Source organism: Bifidobacterium sp. UTCIF-1, from assembly GCF_006408915.1.
In the GTDB taxonomy this organism is placed as follows: domain Bacteria; phylum Actinomycetota; class Actinomycetes; order Actinomycetales; family Bifidobacteriaceae; genus Bifidobacterium; species Bifidobacterium reuteri.
In genome coordinates, this window is record NZ_JFAG01000030.1 from 1 (window position 1) to 18,379 (window position 18,379).

14 protein-coding genes are annotated in these 18,379 nt (G+C 60.1%); 5 read left to right on the forward strand and 9 right to left on the reverse strand.

The genetic code is table 11. From position 1 onward, the window contains the following. Nucleotides 1-888: hypothetical protein (locus tag BW09_RS10230; RefSeq protein ID WP_258185079.1), on the reverse strand; the 888-nt coding region annotated here is incomplete at its 3' end. A 1,246-nt stretch (nucleotides 889-2,134) separates the two neighbouring features. On the opposite strand from BW09_RS10230, the gene BW09_RS10235 reads away from it, so the two are divergent. Together BW09_RS10235 and smc are read left to right on the forward strand one after the other, a co-directional pair. Then, nucleotides 2,135-3,766: a folylpolyglutamate synthase/dihydrofolate synthase family protein gene (locus BW09_RS10235; RefSeq protein ID WP_044088804.1), complete on the forward strand. Its 1,632-nt coding sequence runs from the start codon at nucleotides 2,135-2,137 to the stop codon at nucleotides 3,764-3,766. 52 nt (nucleotides 3,767-3,818) lie between these two features. Beyond that, entirely contained in the window at nucleotides 3,819-7,451 is a 3,633-nt protein-coding gene (gene smc / locus BW09_RS10240; protein WP_140462383.1) for a chromosome segregation protein SMC, read from the forward strand. A gap of 39 nt (nucleotides 7,452-7,490) precedes the next feature. On the opposite strand, the gene BW09_RS10245 is transcribed toward smc, so the two are convergent. The 3 genes from BW09_RS10245 to BW09_RS10255 all read right to left on the reverse strand — a co-directional run bounded on the left by BW09_RS10245 (nucleotide 7,491) and on the right by BW09_RS10255 (nucleotide 11,262). Continuing rightward, on the reverse strand, nucleotides 7,491-8,492 hold the full coding sequence (locus BW09_RS10245; protein ID WP_140464904.1) for a GNAT family N-acetyltransferase: 1,002 nt from the start codon (nucleotides 8,490-8,492) through the stop codon (nucleotides 7,491-7,493). Nucleotides 8,493-8,639: 147 nt separating this feature from the next. After that, nucleotides 8,640-9,644 (reverse strand): GNAT family N-acetyltransferase, encoded by a 1,005-nt coding sequence (locus tag BW09_RS10250; protein ID WP_140464906.1) that lies wholly within the window; start codon nucleotides 9,642-9,644, stop codon nucleotides 8,640-8,642. Between the two features lie 64 nt (nucleotides 9,645-9,708). Then, entirely contained in the window at nucleotides 9,709-11,262 is a 1,554-nt protein-coding gene (locus tag BW09_RS10255; RefSeq protein ID WP_140464908.1) for a UDP-N-acetylmuramoyl-L-alanyl-D-glutamate--2,6-diaminopimelate ligase, read from the reverse strand. 212 nt (nucleotides 11,263-11,474) lie between these two features. Here BW09_RS10255 and BW09_RS10260 point away from each other — a divergent pair, with 212 nt between their 5' ends. Further along, the gene (locus BW09_RS10260; protein ID WP_044088809.1) at nucleotides 11,475-12,140 is read left to right on the forward strand and encodes a sigma-70 family RNA polymerase sigma factor; all 666 of its coding nucleotides are present in this window, start codon (nucleotides 11,475-11,477) and stop codon (nucleotides 12,138-12,140) included. Further along, complete coding sequence (locus tag BW09_RS10265) at nucleotides 12,140-12,514, forward strand: hypothetical protein (RefSeq protein ID WP_140464910.1); 375 nt, start codon at nucleotides 12,140-12,142, stop codon at nucleotides 12,512-12,514. Before BW09_RS10260 ends, BW09_RS10265 begins: the two co-directional genes overlap by 1 nt. Nucleotides 12,515-12,643: 129 nt before the next feature. Here the strand turns inward: BW09_RS10265 and BW09_RS11355 are convergent, their stop codons facing one another. From BW09_RS11355 to BW09_RS10275, 3 genes are all read right to left on the reverse strand, one after another. Then, nucleotides 12,644-12,718, reverse strand: coding sequence for a 50S ribosomal protein bL37 (locus BW09_RS11355; RefSeq protein ID WP_099327425.1), 75 nt, complete (start codon nucleotides 12,716-12,718; stop codon nucleotides 12,644-12,646). A gap of 127 nt (nucleotides 12,719-12,845) precedes the next feature. Then, complete coding sequence (locus BW09_RS10270; protein WP_140464912.1) at nucleotides 12,846-13,790, reverse strand: aldose 1-epimerase family protein; 945 nt, start codon at nucleotides 13,788-13,790, stop codon at nucleotides 12,846-12,848. 209 nt (nucleotides 13,791-13,999) lie between these two features. Beyond that, nucleotides 14,000-14,956 (reverse strand): aldose 1-epimerase family protein, encoded by a 957-nt coding sequence (locus BW09_RS10275; protein ID WP_140464914.1) that lies wholly within the window; start codon nucleotides 14,954-14,956, stop codon nucleotides 14,000-14,002. A gap of 274 nt (nucleotides 14,957-15,230) precedes the next feature. On the opposite strand from BW09_RS10275, the gene BW09_RS10280 reads away from it, so the two are divergent. Continuing rightward, nucleotides 15,231-16,238, forward strand: coding sequence for a 4-hydroxy-3-methylbut-2-enyl diphosphate reductase (locus tag BW09_RS10280; protein WP_140464916.1), 1,008 nt, complete (start codon nucleotides 15,231-15,233; stop codon nucleotides 16,236-16,238). Between the two features lie 97 nt (nucleotides 16,239-16,335). On the opposite strand, the gene ybaK is transcribed toward BW09_RS10280, so the two are convergent. Both ybaK and gap read right to left on the reverse strand, forming a co-directional pair. After that, nucleotides 16,336-16,845, reverse strand: coding sequence for a Cys-tRNA(Pro) deacylase (ybaK, locus tag BW09_RS10285; protein ID WP_140464918.1), 510 nt, complete (start codon nucleotides 16,843-16,845; stop codon nucleotides 16,336-16,338). Nucleotides 16,846-16,981: 136 nt separating this feature from the next. Next, nucleotides 16,982-18,040, reverse strand: coding sequence for a type I glyceraldehyde-3-phosphate dehydrogenase (gap, locus tag BW09_RS10290; protein ID WP_140464920.1), 1,059 nt, complete (start codon nucleotides 18,038-18,040; stop codon nucleotides 16,982-16,984). Nucleotides 18,041-18,379: the final 339 nt, after the last annotated feature.

The following is an 18,379-nucleotide window of genomic DNA, read 5'->3' on the forward strand; positions in this document are numbered from 1 at the left end:
TATCTCGCTTGCTCCGGCACGCTTCAGCCCCGAATCCCGTTCGCGTTCCTTGGCCACTGTCTCATGGATGCTTCGGTTATCGGTCATCGACGGATCGACATACTTTCTCGAGCCGTCGTACTCGGCGACCACAATGCGTCCATTGCGAAGACGCCATACGAAATCAACCCGGTATTCCGCACCGTTCTTCGGATCCTGTACCGGAACCTGAATGTCGGGTACCACGAAACGTTCTTCGATCATCGTGCCGCGGGCCAACGATTCCCCGCCGTTTTCGCTACGTGGATTGGCGTGGCGGAGCAGTCGGAAGACCGGCGTGTAGTCCACGCACATGGTGCTGCATGCCTGGGTGATGTCGTTTGCACTCACTCCTTTTGCAAGCGCCGAATCGAAGAGCGGCAACGCAAAACGGAAGTCGTAGGTTCGTGCGCATTCAATGAGCGTGCTGGCGGGCGGTGTCACCAGCAGCCCGGTAGTTGGTTCTCGTACGGCAAGCGATGGGGCATTGGGCATGTATACGCGTTTCAGTTGACTATGGCGTTGTTGGGTGCCGTGACCTGTCGTCATGATCGAGATGGAGCCCTGATGCAGACACCATTGGTGTTCGAAACCATAGGCTGTCGCGGCGGTCAATCCTCCGAAGATCCAATGCGGATGGGCGTCGCCCAACGCTTTGGCTATATGCATGGTGCGTTCGGGAGGTGTGAGCGATAACCAGTACGTGGTGTCCGCATACAGACTTGGCGAACCTTTGTAGGTGTTTGTCAGTTCGCCTGCCTTGGCGCGTCTTTGCAGTGCCAGTTGCTCAGCGGGCACAGTGGAATACGCGCATCGCTGCTTTGACTGGGCGGCATGGATCAACTGCGTTACTGTCTTGTGTGTTTTCATGAACTCGACCGTATGCTGTGCCGCTACGTGGTGGCAAGCGTGATCGACCATTGTGGTTCCAGCTTCGCCGTGGTCAAGGCTTGGATGTCCAAATCGTTGGTATTCCGCCATTATCGCGGTCTATGGCTGGAACGTGAAAGCATGTTGAGTTATCCACATCGGCTGTATTGCAAGGAATTATCGAAGTGTCTCGATTTCGAGAGGCACGACCGAGGGGCGACGGATTGCCATGCGTGTTAGCTGTCCTTGACGGTCGGGCGTATATCCTGTGTTGGTGACTGGTGCTGCTAGTGGTCTGTCTCGTAAATAATTGAGGGATTCGGTTTTTCTCTCCCGGTCAGCTTCGCTGACAGCCCGTCCCGCAATCAGGGACACGCTGCGCGCGGCATCTGGCTGGTACGCCTGGCGGCTCACGCGTTGCCTACAGACAGCTCCGCTGTCTGCTTCACGGCACCGGTCCCGCAATCACGGACGCGCTACACGCGCGGCATCCTGCTGGCTCGCCTGTCGGCTCGCACGTTGCCTACAGACAGCTCCGCTGTCTGCTTCACGGCAACGTCCATCAGAGGGGGCCAGTACCGCTCAACCAATTGCGAGACAGACCACTGGCTTGTGGCTGGTGCTGGCTGTGACGTTTATAGGGCAGGGAATGGCCACTTGACTGCTGCGCAGCGAAGGCCTATGGGCAGGATATGGCCTTCTTACTGCTGCTGAGGCTTGGCGGCGAAGTTGTTTGGGCAAGTACTGGCCGTTTGACTGCTGTGTCGTGAAGCCATGCGGGCAAGTACTGGCCGGCTGACTTCGCTGGGAGCCGTCCGGCGATGGGAGCTGGGCAAGGACTGGCCCTGTTGCGTCGATGAGAAGCCTTGGCGAAGTCATCTGGCCAGTTCATGTCACGGCAGCTTCACTGAGAGCCCGTCAGTGAAGGAGCGATGACATGGACTGGCCCTTTGACTGCGGTGAGGGGTGTTTTCCGAAGGAGGATGGCCAGTCCCTGCCCTGCTGGCGTCGCTGGAATCGGTGGAATCGGTGGAATCGATAAGAGATAACGACACGATGCGTCGGCACTATCCGGCACGATGCGCCGACATGACGCGCCGGAAGATGCGCCGGGAGGTGTGGCAGGCAGTATCGGGCGGCGGATATGCCATGAGCTGATGGCATGGTCTGCGTAAGCCACCCTGACGGCTAAGATGGAGGAGTTTGGAAACAGCAGACCGTAGAAGCGTGGAGGACCGGAGAAGGTATGTCATTCGAGCATCCGAACAGGAACAACGAGACGATGAGGGACGTCGAGCTGGACATCATGAGCCGTCCGCCCGAGCACAACACCACGAATCTTGATCTGGACCGCATGAATCTGATGCTTGACCTGCTGGGGCACCCGGAGCAGTCGTTCCGCGTGATTCATGTGACCGGCACCAACGGCAAGGGATCCACTGCACGTATGGCCGAAGCCATCTGCCGCGCCTACGGCATGCGCACCGGACTGTATACGTCGCCGCATCTCGAACGCATCAACGAGAGGATCGCCATCGACGGCCAGCAGCTTTCGGATGATGATTTCATCGACATCTGGGATCAGATCAAGGATCTGGTGGCTTTGGTGGATGCCAAGATGGCCGAGCAGGGCAAGCCGAAGATGAGCTTCTTCGAGGTGCTCACCTCCATGGCGATCTGGAAGTTCGCGGATGCGCCAGTGGATGTGGCCATTGTGGAAGTGGGCATGGGCGGCACCTGGGACGCCACCAACGTGCTCGATGCCGATGCCGCCATCATCGGACCGGTCGATATGGACCATATGCAGTGGCTGGGCGACACGGTCGAGCAGATCGCCGGCGAGAAGGCCGGCATCATCAAGCCCGATTGCACGGCGATCATCGGCCGACAGCCGCACGAAGAGGCCGTGATGCCGATTATCGAGGAGGCGGCGCGGCGCAACCATGCCACACTGGTTCGCGACGGGTATGAGATGACCGTCTCCGACCGCATGCCGGCCGTCGGCGGTCAGGTCGCCACACTCACCACGCCGAACGGCACCTATGAGGGTGTGCCGATCGCCAAGTTCGGTGAGCATCAGGCGCATAACGCGCTCGCCGCGCTCGCCGCCGCCGAAGTGGTGATTCCGGTCAACGGTCCGCTGGATGGCGATCTGGTGGCCGAGGCGCTGAGCTCGGTCAGGATTCCCGGGCGCATCGAGCAGATCCGCACCTCGCCGACCATCATCCTCGACGGAGGTCATAACGTGAACGCCGCCGAGGCGCTGCGCAAGGCCATTGAGGAGAACTACGATTTCAAGCAGCTGGTCGGCGTCGTGGCCATGATGAAAGACAAGCAGGTCGAACAGTATCTTGGTGTGCTCGAGCCGGTCCTGAGCTCCGTGGTGGTAACCGAGAACTCATGGCGTGACCGTGTGATGCCGGCCGATGATCTGGAGAAGATCGCAGTCGATGTCTTCGGCCGCGATCGCGTGGTCAAGGAACCGAACCTGCCCGATGCCATCCAGACCGCCGTCAACATGGTCGATGCGGAAGACGAGCTCGGTGTGGGCTACGGCCACGGTGTGCTCATTTGCGGCAGTTTCGTGACCGCGGGCGACGCGCGTGCCATGCTTGAAGAGCATGCCAGCCCCACGATGAAGCAGGCCATGAGCATCCACCAGCCGTCGGTCGAACCCGATGATTCCCATTCCGGCGATTCCGATGTCGACGGACAGTCGGACGCCGCCACCCAGGAGGCGGCCGACAATCTCGAAGACACGGTCAGCCCCGATGATTTCGACGTATTCGATGTCCTCGGCCTGAAGCATCTTGCCGGGTCGGATTCCGACTCGGATCCGACCGGCGGCAGCACCGGCGAGTCACGCCATCAGGCGTGACGGCCATCGGTTCCGTCCATGTGACAATGGTCCAGCGAAACGGTCTGTACCCATGTACCTCAAAGAACTCACCCTGCGCGGTTTCAAATCCTTCGCATCGGCCACCACACTGCGCTTCGAGCCGGGAATCACCGCAGTCGTGGGCCCCAACGGCTCCGGCAAGTCGAACATCGTCGATGCGCTGACCTGGGTGATGGGGGAGCAGGGTGCCAAGAACCTGAGAGGCACGTCAATGGAGGATGTGATCTTTGCGGGCACATCCTCCAGGCCGCCGCTCGGCCGTGCGCAGGTGAGTCTGACCATCGACAACTCAGACCACATGCTGGACATCGATTACACGGAAGTCACCATATCCCGCACGATTTTCCGCAACGGCGGTTCCGAATACGCGATCAACGGGTCGGCATGCCGGCTGCTGGACATCCAGGAGCTGCTCTCCGACACCGGTCTGGGGCAGCAGATGCACGTGATCGTCGGACAGGGGCGATTGGACGCCATTCTCAAGGCCGACCCATCCGGGCATCGCGCCTTCATCGAGGAGGCCGCCGGAATACTGAAGCATCGCAAGCGCAAGGAACGTGCGCTGCGCAAGCTGGCGAACACCGAAACGAACCTCAACAGGCTCGACGACCTGCTGCGTGAGATTCACCGTCAGATGGGGCCGCTCGGCAGGCAGGCGCGCATTTCGAGACGAGCCGACGCCATCCAGGTGACCGTGCGCGATGCGCAGGCCCGCCTGTATGGTGAGGATGCCCAACGTTCGGCGGAACAGCGTGACGCGGTACGCAAGGAACTCGGCGAGGTGCGGGAACAGCTTGCCGAAGCGCAGCGCGAACTCGCACAAGTCAAAGTGCGTATCGATCAGGTCGAGGCGTTGAGTTCGCAATCAAGCCCCGCCATAGCCAAAGCCAACCAGTATTGGCATGATTGTTCACAGATTCGTGAACGGTTGCGTTCGATTGCGCAGCTTGCCGATGAACGTGCGCGCTCGCTTGCCGGGCAGATCGTCGCCAATTTCGGGGAAGACCCGGATATGCTGAACAAACGGGCCGAGGAATTGGACTCTCAGGCTCAGGCTCAGTCGGGAATCGTGTCCGACGCCCGTCTGGCGTTCGACAAGGCGACGGAGGAACGCGCTGACAATGAGAGAAAACTCGCGTCGACGCGCCAGACACTCACCGAATTACGCAAAACAGCCCAAGAACATGATGCGAAGATATCCAGACTTCGGGAACTCATCGCCCGAGAGGAATCCGCAGTACAGCTTGCGGCAAGCCGTGCCAAGGATTATACGGATCAACGTTCCGCGCTCGCTTCGCAGTATGACGAGGCGAAGCTTCAACTGAACGCATTGCGTGATGAAACCGAGGCAGTATCCGATGACGGTGGCACCGCGTTGGATGACGCCAGGGCCGCGCTCGCTGAACGTCGTGATCGTCTCAATGAGATCACCGACCGTCAGAGGGATATCCAGTCGCGGATTATCTCCCTGAAGGCCAAGGCGGATGCCTTGTCCGACACCTTGGACAGTCGCAACGCATCGGGAGCCTTGGAACGGGACGACAAGGTTTCAGCGTTGGGCCGCCTTACCGACTTCATCCATGTGACTGAAGGATGGGAAGACGCGGTGGCGCATGCTCTCGATCAATATGCCAGCGCCATCGTGGTGCCGACAGCCGGCAACATGCTCCATGCGCTCGAAAAGGCGCGTACTGACAAGTTGGGCAAGGCGGTGGTGTTGTCCGCAGCGTTGGAAGATGACGCCGCGACCGGTCCGCAGCCCGAGACACGGTCGAAGAGTGAAGCCTCAAAGGCCTATCAGTCATTGGCCGATCTGGTGGTTCCCAATTCGGATGCCGCCGATCGGATGCAGGCCGAAGCCGTCGTGCGCGCCGTGCGCCTGCTGCTGGATGATGTGGCGGCGGTTCCTGATATCGAAACGGCGCAATACATTGTCGTATCAGGCGAGGCGACGCGTGCGGTCACCAGCAAGGGGGAGATGTTCGTCTATGGCGTGGCGGCATCCGGAGGGTCGACGTCGTCTCAGTCCGACCTGTCGTTGGCCGCCCGACGGGACAAAGCGCTGGCACAGGCAAGACAGTTGGAGGAAGAAAGCCGATCAATCGCCGAACAAGTGCAGGCAGCCAAGGCCGCACGTGACGAGGCGGCCCGGCTGGTCGACCGCGAATCCGCCGCTCGAACGGAAGCTCGGCTCAAAGCGCAACAGGCCGAGCGGTCGATGAGATCTGCAGAAGGCCGTGTCGATTCGATCGCCCGCCAGCTTGACCAGATGGACAGGAAAACCGCCGATGCCGCGTCGAGTCGTGAGGACCACCAACTCAGACTCGACGATCTTGCCGCAGCGCTTGACGCCGCACAGCAACCGGATTCCGGGCATGCCGACTTCGATGAATTGGGCAAGCGCGAGCAAATGCTGGAGCATGAGCTTTCCGCGGCAAGGGAGCGTGAGGTCACCGCCAAGATCACCTGGACGGAGGCGGGCAGGAAACTCGAATCGCTGAACCGTCAGGTAGGACTGTTGCGCGACAACGCCAAAGAGGCCGCAGAACGCCGTGCACGGATCGAATCGTTGAACGAGCGTCGACGCGAGCAGGCGACACACCTTGAAACTGTGGCCAGCGATGCACGCAGCGTTGCCGGGATGGTGGAACGTACTCTCGACGAGGTCGCAGCGGAACGCGACCGTTTGCAGAACGCCGCATCAGCGCATGATCAGGAGCTCCGGGCACTGCGTTCACAGCGCGATGCGGTCGAGCCGAAAGTCGCCGATCTGATCGCTCGCGAGCATGTGCTGGATGTGAACCGGGAGCGTCTGGCTGCGGAATACGGTCAGCTCACGCAGAAGGTTTCGGACGAGCTGGGCCTGACGCTTGAGGAGCTGGTACGTGACTATGGTCCGGATCGGCCGGTGCCTGTACTGGATGATGAGGGCAGGCCTGTGCCGTTGGATGCGGATCCGGCCGATGGGACGGTCCATGAGGATGAACCCCATCGCTTCAAAACCGTGCCATACGACCGTACGGAACAGAAAAAGCGGCTGGACAAGGCCCGTCGCGACCTGGCGGCGCTCGGCAAAGTCAATCCGCTGGCCACCGAGGAATATGAGGCATTGGAGGAACGCAACAAGTATCTCAACGACCAGCGCAACGATGTGGTCAAGTCGCGCGATGACCTGATGCAGCTCGTCAAGGACCTCGACTCCACGATGATCACCGTGTTCAAGTCGGCGTTTGACGATACCGCCGCGGCGTTCGAGAAGGTGTTCGCCACGCTGTTCCCGGGCGGCACCGGAAGACTGCGATTGGACAATCCGGAAGACCTTCTGACCACCGGCGTACTGGTCGAAGCCAGTCCTGCCGGCAAACGTGTCAAGCAGCTGAGTCTGCTTTCGGGTGGTGAGCGCTCGCTGACCGCGCTGGCGCTGTTGTTCGCCATCTTCACCGCCCGTCCCAGTCCGTTCTACGTCATGGACGAGGTGGAGGCCGCGCTCGATGACGTCAACCTGACTCGCCTGATCAATGCACTCAATGAGCTGCGCACCCACGCGCAGCTCATCATCATCACGCACCAGCAGCGCACGATGTCCATCGCCGACGCGCTCTATGGCGTCACCATGCGCGCGGACGGCGTCACCGCGGTCATCAGCCAGAAGCTCGAACGGTAGGGGATATCGTGATCACGGCAGATGCCTTTGGGATCGCCTCTACCGGTTCAGCAGGCGGCGCATATGCTGCAATGCAGTGAGTGCGGCGTAGAAGCCGCGCCTGATCGGCACGTCCCGCGCAGGCGCTACCGGCTCGACATCTTCAGAGAACTTGGTCTTGAACGTGTTCAATGATCGCAATGACGGTGCGAAATCGCTGCCGATGCCCATCAGATCGATCTGCGTGCAACCATACTGTCCCAGAGCACAGCAGAAGAAATACAGCAATTGATCGGGTACAAGATCCTTCTGTATTTCAGTACGGGAGCAGGCATAGTAGTACACGGCATGATCGTGATTGATGGTGACGATAGCCCATGCCACGACACGTCCGTCGATCCGCGCGGCGAACAGCCGGCAATGATCGGGACCCAATGCCTTGAGCATATCCGTGTAATCGCTCATCGGTGCTGGGGCGAATCCGTCACGTTGCGCAGTCTCGACCATCGCATCGTAATAATCCTTGAAATCGGTGAGTGCCTCAGTGGTCTCGTCCCTGCATACCGCCCTGCTTTCTCGCAACGCCTTGCGCACGTCGCGGCGGCCTCGCTTTTTCATGCGGGCCAGGATCTGATCGTCGCCGCCGGTCAGATCGACGATGACGGTTCGGTCATATGGCACAGTGGACAGCACCGGTTTGGTGCCTGCCGTCGTCCATGTGTCGATGCGCAGGAACACCACTTCTGGATCCTCATGATGCACATATTCGACAAGCGCGTTGACCACTGAGCGCTCCAGTGCTGGATTAGGCAGAACCGTCCAGACCGGACCGTGCGTGGATCGTAGATACCGGTAGCCATGCGTCCTGTATTCGATCAGGGAAAGCATGGCCACCGGCGCGTCCCCCCCATCCATGATCATCAGTGCGTTCCAGAAGCGGCGTCCGTCGATCGTGTCCTGATATCGGGCCCAGGTCTCGGTCTGTTCGATGGGCAGCGTGATGTCGCAGCCTTCGGCCTCCTCGTGGATGTCCTGGAATGACGTTGCGACCACAGTGAGCATGATTCTTCACCCCTTCACCACCTAGCAGGTTTCATGTAACCGTGCAGTATTGTGCAGAACCAGCATAGGTATGAGGTTCGATTTGCCTCCTATATCACTGGGACTATCCTGAACGTGGCCTGAATGCAGATTGGTGATCCGCGATGTTCAGTGTTCGGCATTGCCGCGTTTGCGCAGCTTCTGGATGAAGCGCAGCAGACCGTAGAAACCGCGTTTGATCGGGATGTCATGGCCGGCGGCCACCGGTGTGATATCCGGTGCGAATTTGGTCTTGAACTGGTTCAAACCCTTGAGCGATGGCGCGAAATCCGAACCGATGCCCATCATGTCGAGGCTTTGGACGCCCTGTGCGCCCAAAGTGCAGAAGATATGGTAGAACATCTTGTCCGGCACACGCAGACGACGTACGGCGGTACTCATGCAGCCGTAGTAATACACTGCACGATTGTCGTTGAGGGTGACGAGGCACCAATTGACCACCTTGCCGTCGATGCGGCTGACGAACAGGCGGCAATGCTCGGGGCCGAGTTCCTGAAGCATGTCCTCGTAGTCCTGCTTCGGTGCCGGTGCGAATCCATCGCGCTTGGCGGTATCGACCATCACGCCATAGTATTCGTCGAATGAGTGGGAGGCCTGCTCGGTCTCATCGGCGCAGACGGCGGGGCTTTCCCGCAACGCCTTGCGCACGTTCTGGCGTCCACGGGCGCGCATGCGGGCTAGGATCTGGTCGTCGCCGCCGGTCAGGTCGACGATGACGGTCTGATCGTATGGCACTGTAGACAGCACGCGGTAATACCCGTCCTCGAACCAGGTATCCACGCGCAGGAACGCCACTTTGTGATCTTTGGCATGTACAGCCTTCGCCAATGCGTCCACCACTTCGCGTTCTTCATCCTGACTGGGCTTGGTCTTCCACGCCGGCCCGTGCAGGGAACGCAGATAATGATATCCGTGGGTCTCGTAGTCGATCAGGGAGATGACGGCGATGAGCTCATTGTCGCGGCGGATCAGGAATGCGCCCCACGGGTGGCGTCCCGGAACTTTGGCCTGATACTTGCCCCATGCCTCAGTCTGCTCGATGGGCAGGATGATGCCGGCCTGTGCCGCTGCGTGTTCCATGGCTGCAAGTGTGACGTGTTCCAATGCGATCAACGGTCGCTCCTTCTCTCTATGGATACTCTGTATGCCTTGTATTGTTCTGTACTCAGTCCCTGAATCAGTCCTGTATCAAGCCGAACAGTCGCTTGACCACATGATCGTCGCCTTCGTATGGCGCATGCCTGCCATCGACCTTGATCCAACGCTCCTCGCCTTTGCCGATGACCAGCAGTACGGTCAGCTTGTCGGCATGGGAGCGCGCATCAACCACGGCATCCTCGATGGCTTTGGCACGGTCGAGTTCGATGCTGCACTCGACATGCGGATTCGTAATGTATCCTTTCATCTCATTGAGGATGTCGGTCATGGATTCGTGCACGGTGTCCTCCGAGGTGAGGATGATCCGATCCACACGATCCTGCGCGCCCCTGATGATGCCTTCGCGCCGGTCGACGGCCTTGTCTCCCACCGAGCCGGTGACCAGGACGATACGGGGATTGCGGTCATGGTACTTGTTCGCGACGAATTCGACTAAGGTCTTCGTGCTCACGTAATTATGGGCATAGTCGACGTACGCCACCATATTGCCGGACTCATAATGCTCCATGCGCCCCGAGATGCGTACATGTTCCAAAGCGGCGAACGCTTTGGCATCGGCGGGCACGCCGACTGCCCGAGTCAGTGCGATGGCGGCTGCTGCATTGGCGGCATTGAACTCGCCCTCCAGCTCCAATGAGAAATCGCCGACCTGTGTCCCGTGTTCGCGGAACAGATATCCGGAGCCTGTGCTCGTGTCAGGCATTGCCGTGATATCGGCTGCTGTGCCCTGATCGTCGATATCGTGCGTGGCGAATGTGGTGACCGGAACACCGGCGGCCGAGGCATCCTGACGAATCAGGTCGGCATGCGCGCAGTCCGCGCCGAGCACCAACGTGCGGCAGTGGCGCGTGATCTGACGCTTGCAATAGAAGTAATCCTCGAACGTGGGGTGTTCGATTGGACTGATGTGATCGGGAGAGATGTTGAGGAACGCGCCGGCGTCGAATGTCAGCCCATAGACACGTTCCACCTTGTACGCCTGCGAGGACACCTCCATCACCAGGTACTTCATGCCGTTATCGACCGCCTCACGCATCATGCGGAAGGCATCCATCGATTCGGGCGTGGTCAGATCGGATTCCACATAGGTGTGGCCGTCCAGACAATTGTCGACGGATGAGAACAGTGCACATCTGCCATCGGAATACGCGTTGAGCACTGCCTGGACGAAGTAGGCGGTGGTGGTCTTGCCCTTGGTGCCGGTGATGCCGATCACGGTCAGCTCATCCTGCGGACGGCCGTAGAACGCGGCGGACAGCAGGCTCATCGCCTTGCGAACATCGTTGACGATCAGCCCGGGGGCATGGGTCGCGGTAGAGTACTCGGTTTCGGCCACATAGGCGGCGAGTCCTGCGTCGTCAACGCCGGCCAGATACTCGGCCTTGAAGCGGCCCTTGCAGCACAGGAGTGTTCCCTCGGCCACCTTGCGCGTATCGTACGTGATTGCGCTGAACGGTTCGCTGGCGCCGGCGATGTCCTCGGCGTTGTCAGTCCACTGGTTCGTTTGGATGATCTCCCGCAGCAGATGGTGCTCGTCGAGCAATGCGGCGGCCGTGGCCAAAGTCAATGCCATAACATGTTCTCCCTGTTTCTAACCGAATAGTCATTCTACAGGCGGTCCGCCGTGTGAGGCGACCCACCGAGTATCAACCACGATATGGGCACATGATTTGGTTACAATGAGCAATCGTGACAAGCACGAAGCAAGCATCTGCAACACCTCGGAAGCAAGGGGAACAACGCCTGCCGCATGGTACGGCCGAAGGCCATGCCGCAGGGGAATCCATGGCGGACAGGCGCGCCAGATTCGAACGGCTCGCGATGCCTGCGGTCAATGCCCTATACCGTCAGGCCATGCGGCTCACGAACAATCCCGATGATGCTCAGGATCTTGTCCAGGACACCTTCGAACGAGGGTTCAAGGCGTTCGACACCTTCCAGCCGGGGTCGAACTTCGAGGCGTGGATGACCACCATCGAACGCAATGCCTATTTCAACCAATACGCCAAATCCAAGCGCAGACCCCAGCGGGCCAACGACTCCACCGGCGAATACGACGACTGGGACATCTATGACGCCGCCGAACACTCGTCGGATGGGCTGAAATCCGCCGAGGAGGAGTATCTGGATGCATTCGCGCCCGAGGAGATCATGGCGGCGCTCGCCAAGCTGTCGCCGGAACGCCGCCAGGTGTTCATCGATGCGGCTATCGACGGCAAATCCTATCAGCAGGTGGCGGATGAGCAAGGCGTGAAGATCGGCACGGTGATGAGCCGTCTCAATCGTGCGCGTACGCAGCTCAAACGCGAACTGGCTGAGTATGCGCGTGAGCGCGGGTATGTGGAGGACGATACGGGGAAAGGCTCAAGTTCACCATCCGCGAAGTTGCCTGAACAACCGCATGCCCATGCGGATACGGTCCATAATGGAGTACAAGGAAAGGAGATGTGATGAACGATCGGAATCTGCGGCGTGTCATGCCGGATGTGGAAACCAGTCATATCTCCATCACCAGTGCTTCGGACGGAGTGGTCAGCAGGACGGAAGTGCATATCACCACGAGCCAATGCTGCTCGGGGGACCATGCCTCCGGTTGCGCATGCTCGTCGGACACCGTATCCCAGCGATCCGCCGCCCAGCGGACGGGTGAACCGTATGCCGATCAGGTTGCGGGGGAGTGCTTCGACCCGGCCACGTGCTGCGATGCCCGTGAACAGGCATTGATCGCCGCGCTGCGCGCTTATCTGCGCCCTGACGTGGCTCCGGAATGCCTGATGGCCAAGCTCAAGGCCACGCTTGATCATTGCTGCGGCGAAGACCGGTGATTGGCGGATGCCATCGAAGGAACTGCCTGCTAGTTAGGACGGCATTACGCATAGCTGGTGCGATATATAACAAGAAAGCCCATCTGATTGCTCAGATGGGCTTTCGGCGTTTATGAGAAACGCGAAGGATCAGGTGTTAGGACGCTTGCCGTGGTTGGCGGCCTTCTTGCGACGATCCCTGCGCTTACGTCCGCGCATGCCCATGATGGACTCCTTTACTGAAAATCAATAAGCCTACGGAATTATGCCACATGAGCGCGACGTTCTCAACCGCGCGTCCATGTGGCGTTTACCGAAGAGTCGATGTGTGCCCTGGTTTGGCCGAACGAACTCAGATCTGCTCGGCCTGGAAGGTGATCACTGTGGTGTAGTCGCTGCCGGGGTCGAGCACGACCAGGTCCTTGCCGGTGCGGAAGGCGTCGGCATAAGCGGTCATCGGTTCGACGGCAACGCCGGGCTGACGCTGCTTCACGCCGATTTCGTTGCCGGTGCACACCTGCCAGGAGTTGATGGTCTTGTCGCCGGTCAGGGTCACCTTGATGCCGTCAGGACGGGTGAAGACGGCGGAGGTGCTGCCGTCCGCGCCACGGTTGGTGATATCGGTCCATGCGTCATCGAAGCCACGGCCTTCCAGCGTGGGGTTGTCGCGCAGGTCGAAGATGCCGGACACCGGTTCTTCGCCGGTGGGCAGCAGGTGCTCGTCTACGGTGACATGCGTATCACAGTGGAGTTCGAGGCGGCATGGTTCGTTGTCGGCGGTGATCGCCGTGCCGGTGGCGTTCTTGCCGTTGGCGAGCCACGGATGGATGCCGAAGGCCCACGGGGCCTTGACGTTGTCATTGTTGTGGACGGTGAAGGTTTCCGTGAGTCCGTTCTCGTCCAGCGCATAGGTGGCGGTGATGGTGATGTCGAACGGGTATCCGGCGATGTCGGGGGAACGCCAGGAGAGCGTCACGTGGGATTCCTGCAGGTCCTCGAGCTCCCACATGTAACGGTAGGCGTAGCCGTGCAGGGAGGATTGACGGTCGAATTCGTCGATCGGCATCTGGTAGTTCTCGCCGCCGAACGTGTACTGCCCGTTGGTCACGCGGTTCGGGTAGGGGGCCAGCACCCAGCCGTTGCAGCACGGGATGACCTTGTTCGGATCAAAGGGGACGATGATGTCCGTGCCCTTCCACTTCAGCTCACGCAGACTCGCGCCCAGTTCCGTGACGACGGCGCTCCAATCGCCGGACGAGATGGCGTATTGGTTACCAGTGCGAGGCTTCAAAGCCATAATGCACACTCCTTTGTGAAAGTGGATTGTTACCGTTCACAATCGTACCGCACCCATGCTGTGAGGCGCGGCGGGGAAGCGTCTCATTTCGATAAACGGGTGTGCTTGTGATGCCTCCTTGCCTCTTTGCGGGAAGGAGACATCACAGGTTCGTTCTTGGGCTCCCCGGAATCATGGCCGTAGCCGTTACAGAGGAATCCCGTGCCGGACTACTTCCGAGTCACTTCGTAGCGGACGACGGTGGTGTATTCGCTGTCGGGAGCGAGTGTCACCAGATGGTCGCCGGTGCGGAAGGCATTGGCCGGGGCGGTCATCGGTTCCACGGCGATGCCATACGGGTGTTCGGCGAATGGTGCACCGGTGGCGGTATAGCACTGCCAGGCGTTGATGGTGTCGTCGCCGATAAGCTTCACTTCGATGCCGTCCGGACGGCTGAACGTGGTGGTGGTCGTACCGTCTGCGGCACGTTCCACGTCCACCCAGGCGTCGTCGAAGGCGCGGCCTTCAAGCGTGGGGGCGTCATTGAGATCGTAGATGCCGGAAACCGGTTCGGTGCCGGTGGGGATCAGCGCCTCGTTCACCGTCACATGGCTTGCGGCCTTGATTTGCAGACGGCATGCGGCGGAATCGGCGTCACGTTCAGCCGAGGTGGCACCCTGCCTGCCATTGGCCAGCCACGGATGCAAGCCAAGGGCCCAAGGAGCCGGCTCGTGACCGTCATTGCGCGCGGTGACGGTCACGGTCAGGCCTTCCTCGCCGAGCTCGTAGGTCACGGTGACGGTCACATCGAACGGGTAGCCATCCAGATTCGGGAAACGCAGCGACAGCGTCACGGCGTTGTCGGTCAGCGACTCGAGCTTCCACATGTAGTGGTAGGCGTATCCGTGGTTCGCGTTGTTGCGGGGTGCCGGGTGGTATTCGTTGACCGGTGCGCAGTAATGCCTGCCGTTGAAATCGTATTCGCCGTTCTCGATGCGGTTGGGCCAGGGCGCCAGGATGTAGCCGTTGCAGGTGGGGGTCAGATCGTTCACGCCGAACGGGCAGAAGATCTCCGTGCCCTGATAGTCGAATCGACGGATTTTCGCTCCAAGCTCACAGATCACGGCGCTGTAGTCGCCATAGTGAATTGAATACTGATTGCCCGTGCGTGGCGTTTTGCTTGTCATAGGAATCACTCCCATAGTGAGATACGGCTTGTTCCGGCGGCGTTCGTCACCGCTGGGTTCAGTCTAATCCTTGCGCTGTATCGGTGCGGCAACTGTTCCTGCCGTGGCTGATGCGTGGCTGATGCCAGTGGCGAGCATCACATTGTGCGCATGATCGGTGCTTCGGTTCGGAAAACTGCGATGCGGGATACCTGCAGGGTGCCGGAGCGGGTAAGGAGTGCGCCGAGTGTGCCGTACACTGGGAGTCGGTAATGACGTTCAGGAGGTTCCCATTATGTCCAGAAGTGTGGTGCTTGCCGACCCGCGTGGATTCTGCGCCGGCGTGGATCGTGCGATCCTGACCGTGCAGACCATACTCAAGGCCGCGGAGTCGTCGGGGAAACTGCACCGCGATGATGGGCTGCCTCCCGTGTACGTGCGCCGGCAGATCGTGCACAATAGGCATGTGGTCGAGGACCTCGCCGGCCAGGGCGCGGTGTTCGTGCAGGAGCTCGCGGAGATTCCCGACGAAGCTGCGGCGGCGGGTATTCCGGTGGTGTTCTCCGCGCATGGCGTGTCGCCCAAGGTCGTGGCGGAAGCCAGACAACGCGGCATGCACATCGTGGACGCCACCTGCCCGCTGGTGGGCAAGGTGCATCGCGAGGTGCTGCGGTTCGTGCGCGAAGGCTATGAGATCATCTATATCGGTCACAAGGGCCACGATGAGGCGGTCGGTGTGGTAGGGGAGAGCCCGGAGCATGTGCATCTCATTGAACATGCCGGTGACGTGGCGTCATTGGATTTCACACCTGAGACGAAGCTGGTGCTGCTCTCCCAGACCACACTCAGCGTGGATGAGACCGCCGATACCATCGCGGCGTTGAAAGCGCGTTTCCCATGGATCGAGGAGCCGCCGAGCTCCGACATATGCTACGCCACATCGAACCGTCAGGCCGCGGTGAAACTCGTGGCCCAGCAGTCCGATTGCGTGGTGATCGTCGGGTCTGCCAATTCCTCGAATTCGGTGCGGTTGATGGAGGTCGCCCAGGAAGGGTTGGGGAGTCGCGGCAGAGCCTACCGTGTGGACGATGCCGGTGAGCTTGACGCCCGATGGTTCCGGGATGTGGAGAATGTGGGGGTTTCCTCCGGTGCTTCAGTACCCGAAGAGCTGGTGTCCGGCGTCATCGACGCATTGCATGATCTGGGTTTCACCGGCGTGAAATCAGTGGAGACCATCAAGGAGAATATGCATTTTGTGCTTCCGGCCGAGCTTCGCGGCCGGAAGCCTTCGCGGTCGCGGTAGCGCCCGCTCACTTCGCCTACAGAGAGTCCACTGGACTCTCTGCTTGACGGCTCAGTCGTCGGAGCTCCGCCGGAAGCCTTCGCGGTCGCGGTAGCGCCTACCACGTGCCGATCGGGGCGGCGATGCCGTCGAGGACCTTGAGCAGATCATGCGGGTCCACGCCTACGGACAGTCCGCGTTTGCCTCCTGAGACCAGAATGGTGTCGAATTGCAATGCGCTCGCATCCAGCACGGTCTTGTGATGTGTTTTCTGTCCTAACGGCGAAATTCCGCCGACCACATAGCCGGATTCGCGCATGGCCACCTTCGGGTCGGCCATGGTGGCTTTCTTGGCTCCGACGGCGGCTGCCAGGGCCTTCAGGTCCATATGTCCGCTGACCGGCACCACGCCGATTACCCGTTCGGTGCCCGTGTCCGCCATCAGCGTCTTGAACACCTGATGTTCGTCGAAACCGAGTTTGGTGGCCGCTTCCACGCCATAGCCATCGTCCATATGATCATTGGAATGCTCGTATTCGTAGAGCTGGAACGCCACGCCGGCCTTTTCCAGCTGCACGGTCGCCGGGGTGGAACCCGTGCCCTTGTCGTGTTTGTTCTTCTTTGCCATGGTTCCTGTTCTACTACGAAGTGTCCTACTACGAAGTGTTTTATTGCGAATGCTCCTACGAAAAAGCCCCCGCTCGAAGCGGGGGCTTCACTACGCAAGTTCTCTTGCGAACCTATGCGGCGTCAACCGCGATGATTCACTCGGAGATCTCGGCGAAGTACAGCAGGGTACGGATCATGTTGGAGGTGAAGCCGTACTCGTTGTCGTAGAAGGAGACGGTGCGAGCCAGGGTCAGGCCGTCGATGTTGTTCACGTCGGTCTGAGTCGGATCGAACACGCCACCGTGGGTGTCGCCGAGGATGTCGGAGGACACGATGCCCTCATCGTTGTAGCCGTAGTAATCGGTGTCGGAGAAGGCTTCCTTGAAGGCGGCGTTGATCTCGTCGGCGGTGACTTCCTTGTTCAGGACGGTGGTCAGCTCGGTGACGGAGCCGTCCGGAACCTGGACACGCTGGGCGTGGCCCTGCAGCTTGCCGTTCACGGACGGAACGACCTTGCCGATGGCCTTGGCAGCGCCGGTGGAGTGGGCGATGGTGTTGATGCCGGCGGCGCGCAGGTTGCGGCCGGACTTGGTGCCACGCGGGCCATCCAGCAGCATCTGGGTGCCGGTGTAGGCGTGGATGGTGGTCATGAAGCCAGCGCGGATGCCGAACTTCTCATCCAGCAGCTTGACCATGGCAGCCATGGAGTTGGTGGTGCAGGAGCCGGCGGACACGATGTTGTCGGAGGCCTTGAGGATGTCGTGGTTCACGCCGAACACGACGGTCGGGGTGGTGTCATCCTTGGCCGGGGCGGAGATCAGAACCTTCTTGGCGCCGGCGTTCAGGTGGGCCTGGGACTTCTCGGCGGAGGTGTAGAAGCCGGTGCACTCGAGCACGAACTCGACACCGTCGTTCTTGACCCACGGGATGTTGTTGGCGTCCTTCTCGGCGTACACCTTGTATTCCTTGCCGTCCACCACGATGGAGTCCTCGGTGGCCTTGACGTCGACCGGTGTGCCGTCGTCGTGACGGAAGGTGCCGTGGGTGGAATCGTACTTCAGCAGGTAAGCCAGGGTGGCCGGAGTGGTCAGATCGTTGATGGCGGCAACTTCGATGTCACCAGCCTGGCCGCCGCGAGCCTGCAGCTCGAAGATGCGACGGAAGGCGAGACGACCAATGCGACCGAAGCCGTTGATACCAATCTTAACTGTCATGTAATTCTCCCTTGTAGGGTGGCGGACATGCGCTGTGCGCATACCGCGCCGTTGTTTACCAACAGTTGTTACTGTAATGCCGACTGTGTACACAAAGCAATGGCCGTACGTGTGTTTCGGGCAAAAAACGCCAAAAATATGTGAACGCTCACATCCGCTGTGCCACCTGTTCTCGCGGGCTTTTCCGAACGTTCATGATGCGATGCCGTGAGGAAGGGGACGGAAGGACGGGGACTGCCGCCATACTTGGCGTCATTCACGTACCAGAAGCGCGGATATTGTGGTGTCCAGCTGCCCGATATCGCCGGTGAAGTCATGGCGGTGGGAGACCGATGGCAT

Excerpts from the sequence above, each read along its gene's own strand:
- BW09_RS10235 (WP_044088804.1), top strand. The coding sequence starts at position 2,135 with ATGTCATTCGAGCATCCGAACAGGAACAACGAGACGATGAGGGACGTC.
- smc (WP_140462383.1), top strand. The coding sequence starts at position 3,819 with ATGTACCTCAAAGAACTCACCCTGCGCGGTTTCAAATCCTTCGCATCG.
- BW09_RS10245 (WP_140464904.1), bottom strand. The coding sequence starts at position 8,492 with ATGCTCACTGTGGTCGCAACGTCATTCCAGGACATCCACGAGGAGGCC.
- BW09_RS10255 (WP_140464908.1), bottom strand. The coding sequence starts at position 11,262 with ATGGCATTGACTTTGGCCACGGCCGCCGCATTGCTCGACGAGCACCAT.
- BW09_RS10260 (WP_044088809.1), top strand. The coding sequence starts at position 11,475 with ATGGCGGACAGGCGCGCCAGATTCGAACGGCTCGCGATGCCTGCGGTC.
- BW09_RS10265 (WP_140464910.1), top strand. The coding sequence starts at position 12,140 with ATGAACGATCGGAATCTGCGGCGTGTCATGCCGGATGTGGAAACCAGT.
- BW09_RS10270 (WP_140464912.1), bottom strand. The coding sequence starts at position 13,790 with ATGGCTTTGAAGCCTCGCACTGGTAACCAATACGCCATCTCGTCCGGC.
- BW09_RS10275 (WP_140464914.1), bottom strand. The coding sequence starts at position 14,956 with ATGACAAGCAAAACGCCACGCACGGGCAATCAGTATTCAATTCACTAT.
- BW09_RS10280 (WP_140464916.1), top strand. The coding sequence starts at position 15,231 with ATGTCCAGAAGTGTGGTGCTTGCCGACCCGCGTGGATTCTGCGCCGGC.
- ybaK (WP_140464918.1), bottom strand. The coding sequence starts at position 16,845 with ATGGCAAAGAAGAACAAACACGACAAGGGCACGGGTTCCACCCCGGCG.
- gap (WP_140464920.1), bottom strand. The coding sequence starts at position 18,040 with ATGACAGTTAAGATTGGTATCAACGGCTTCGGTCGCATTGGTCGTCTC.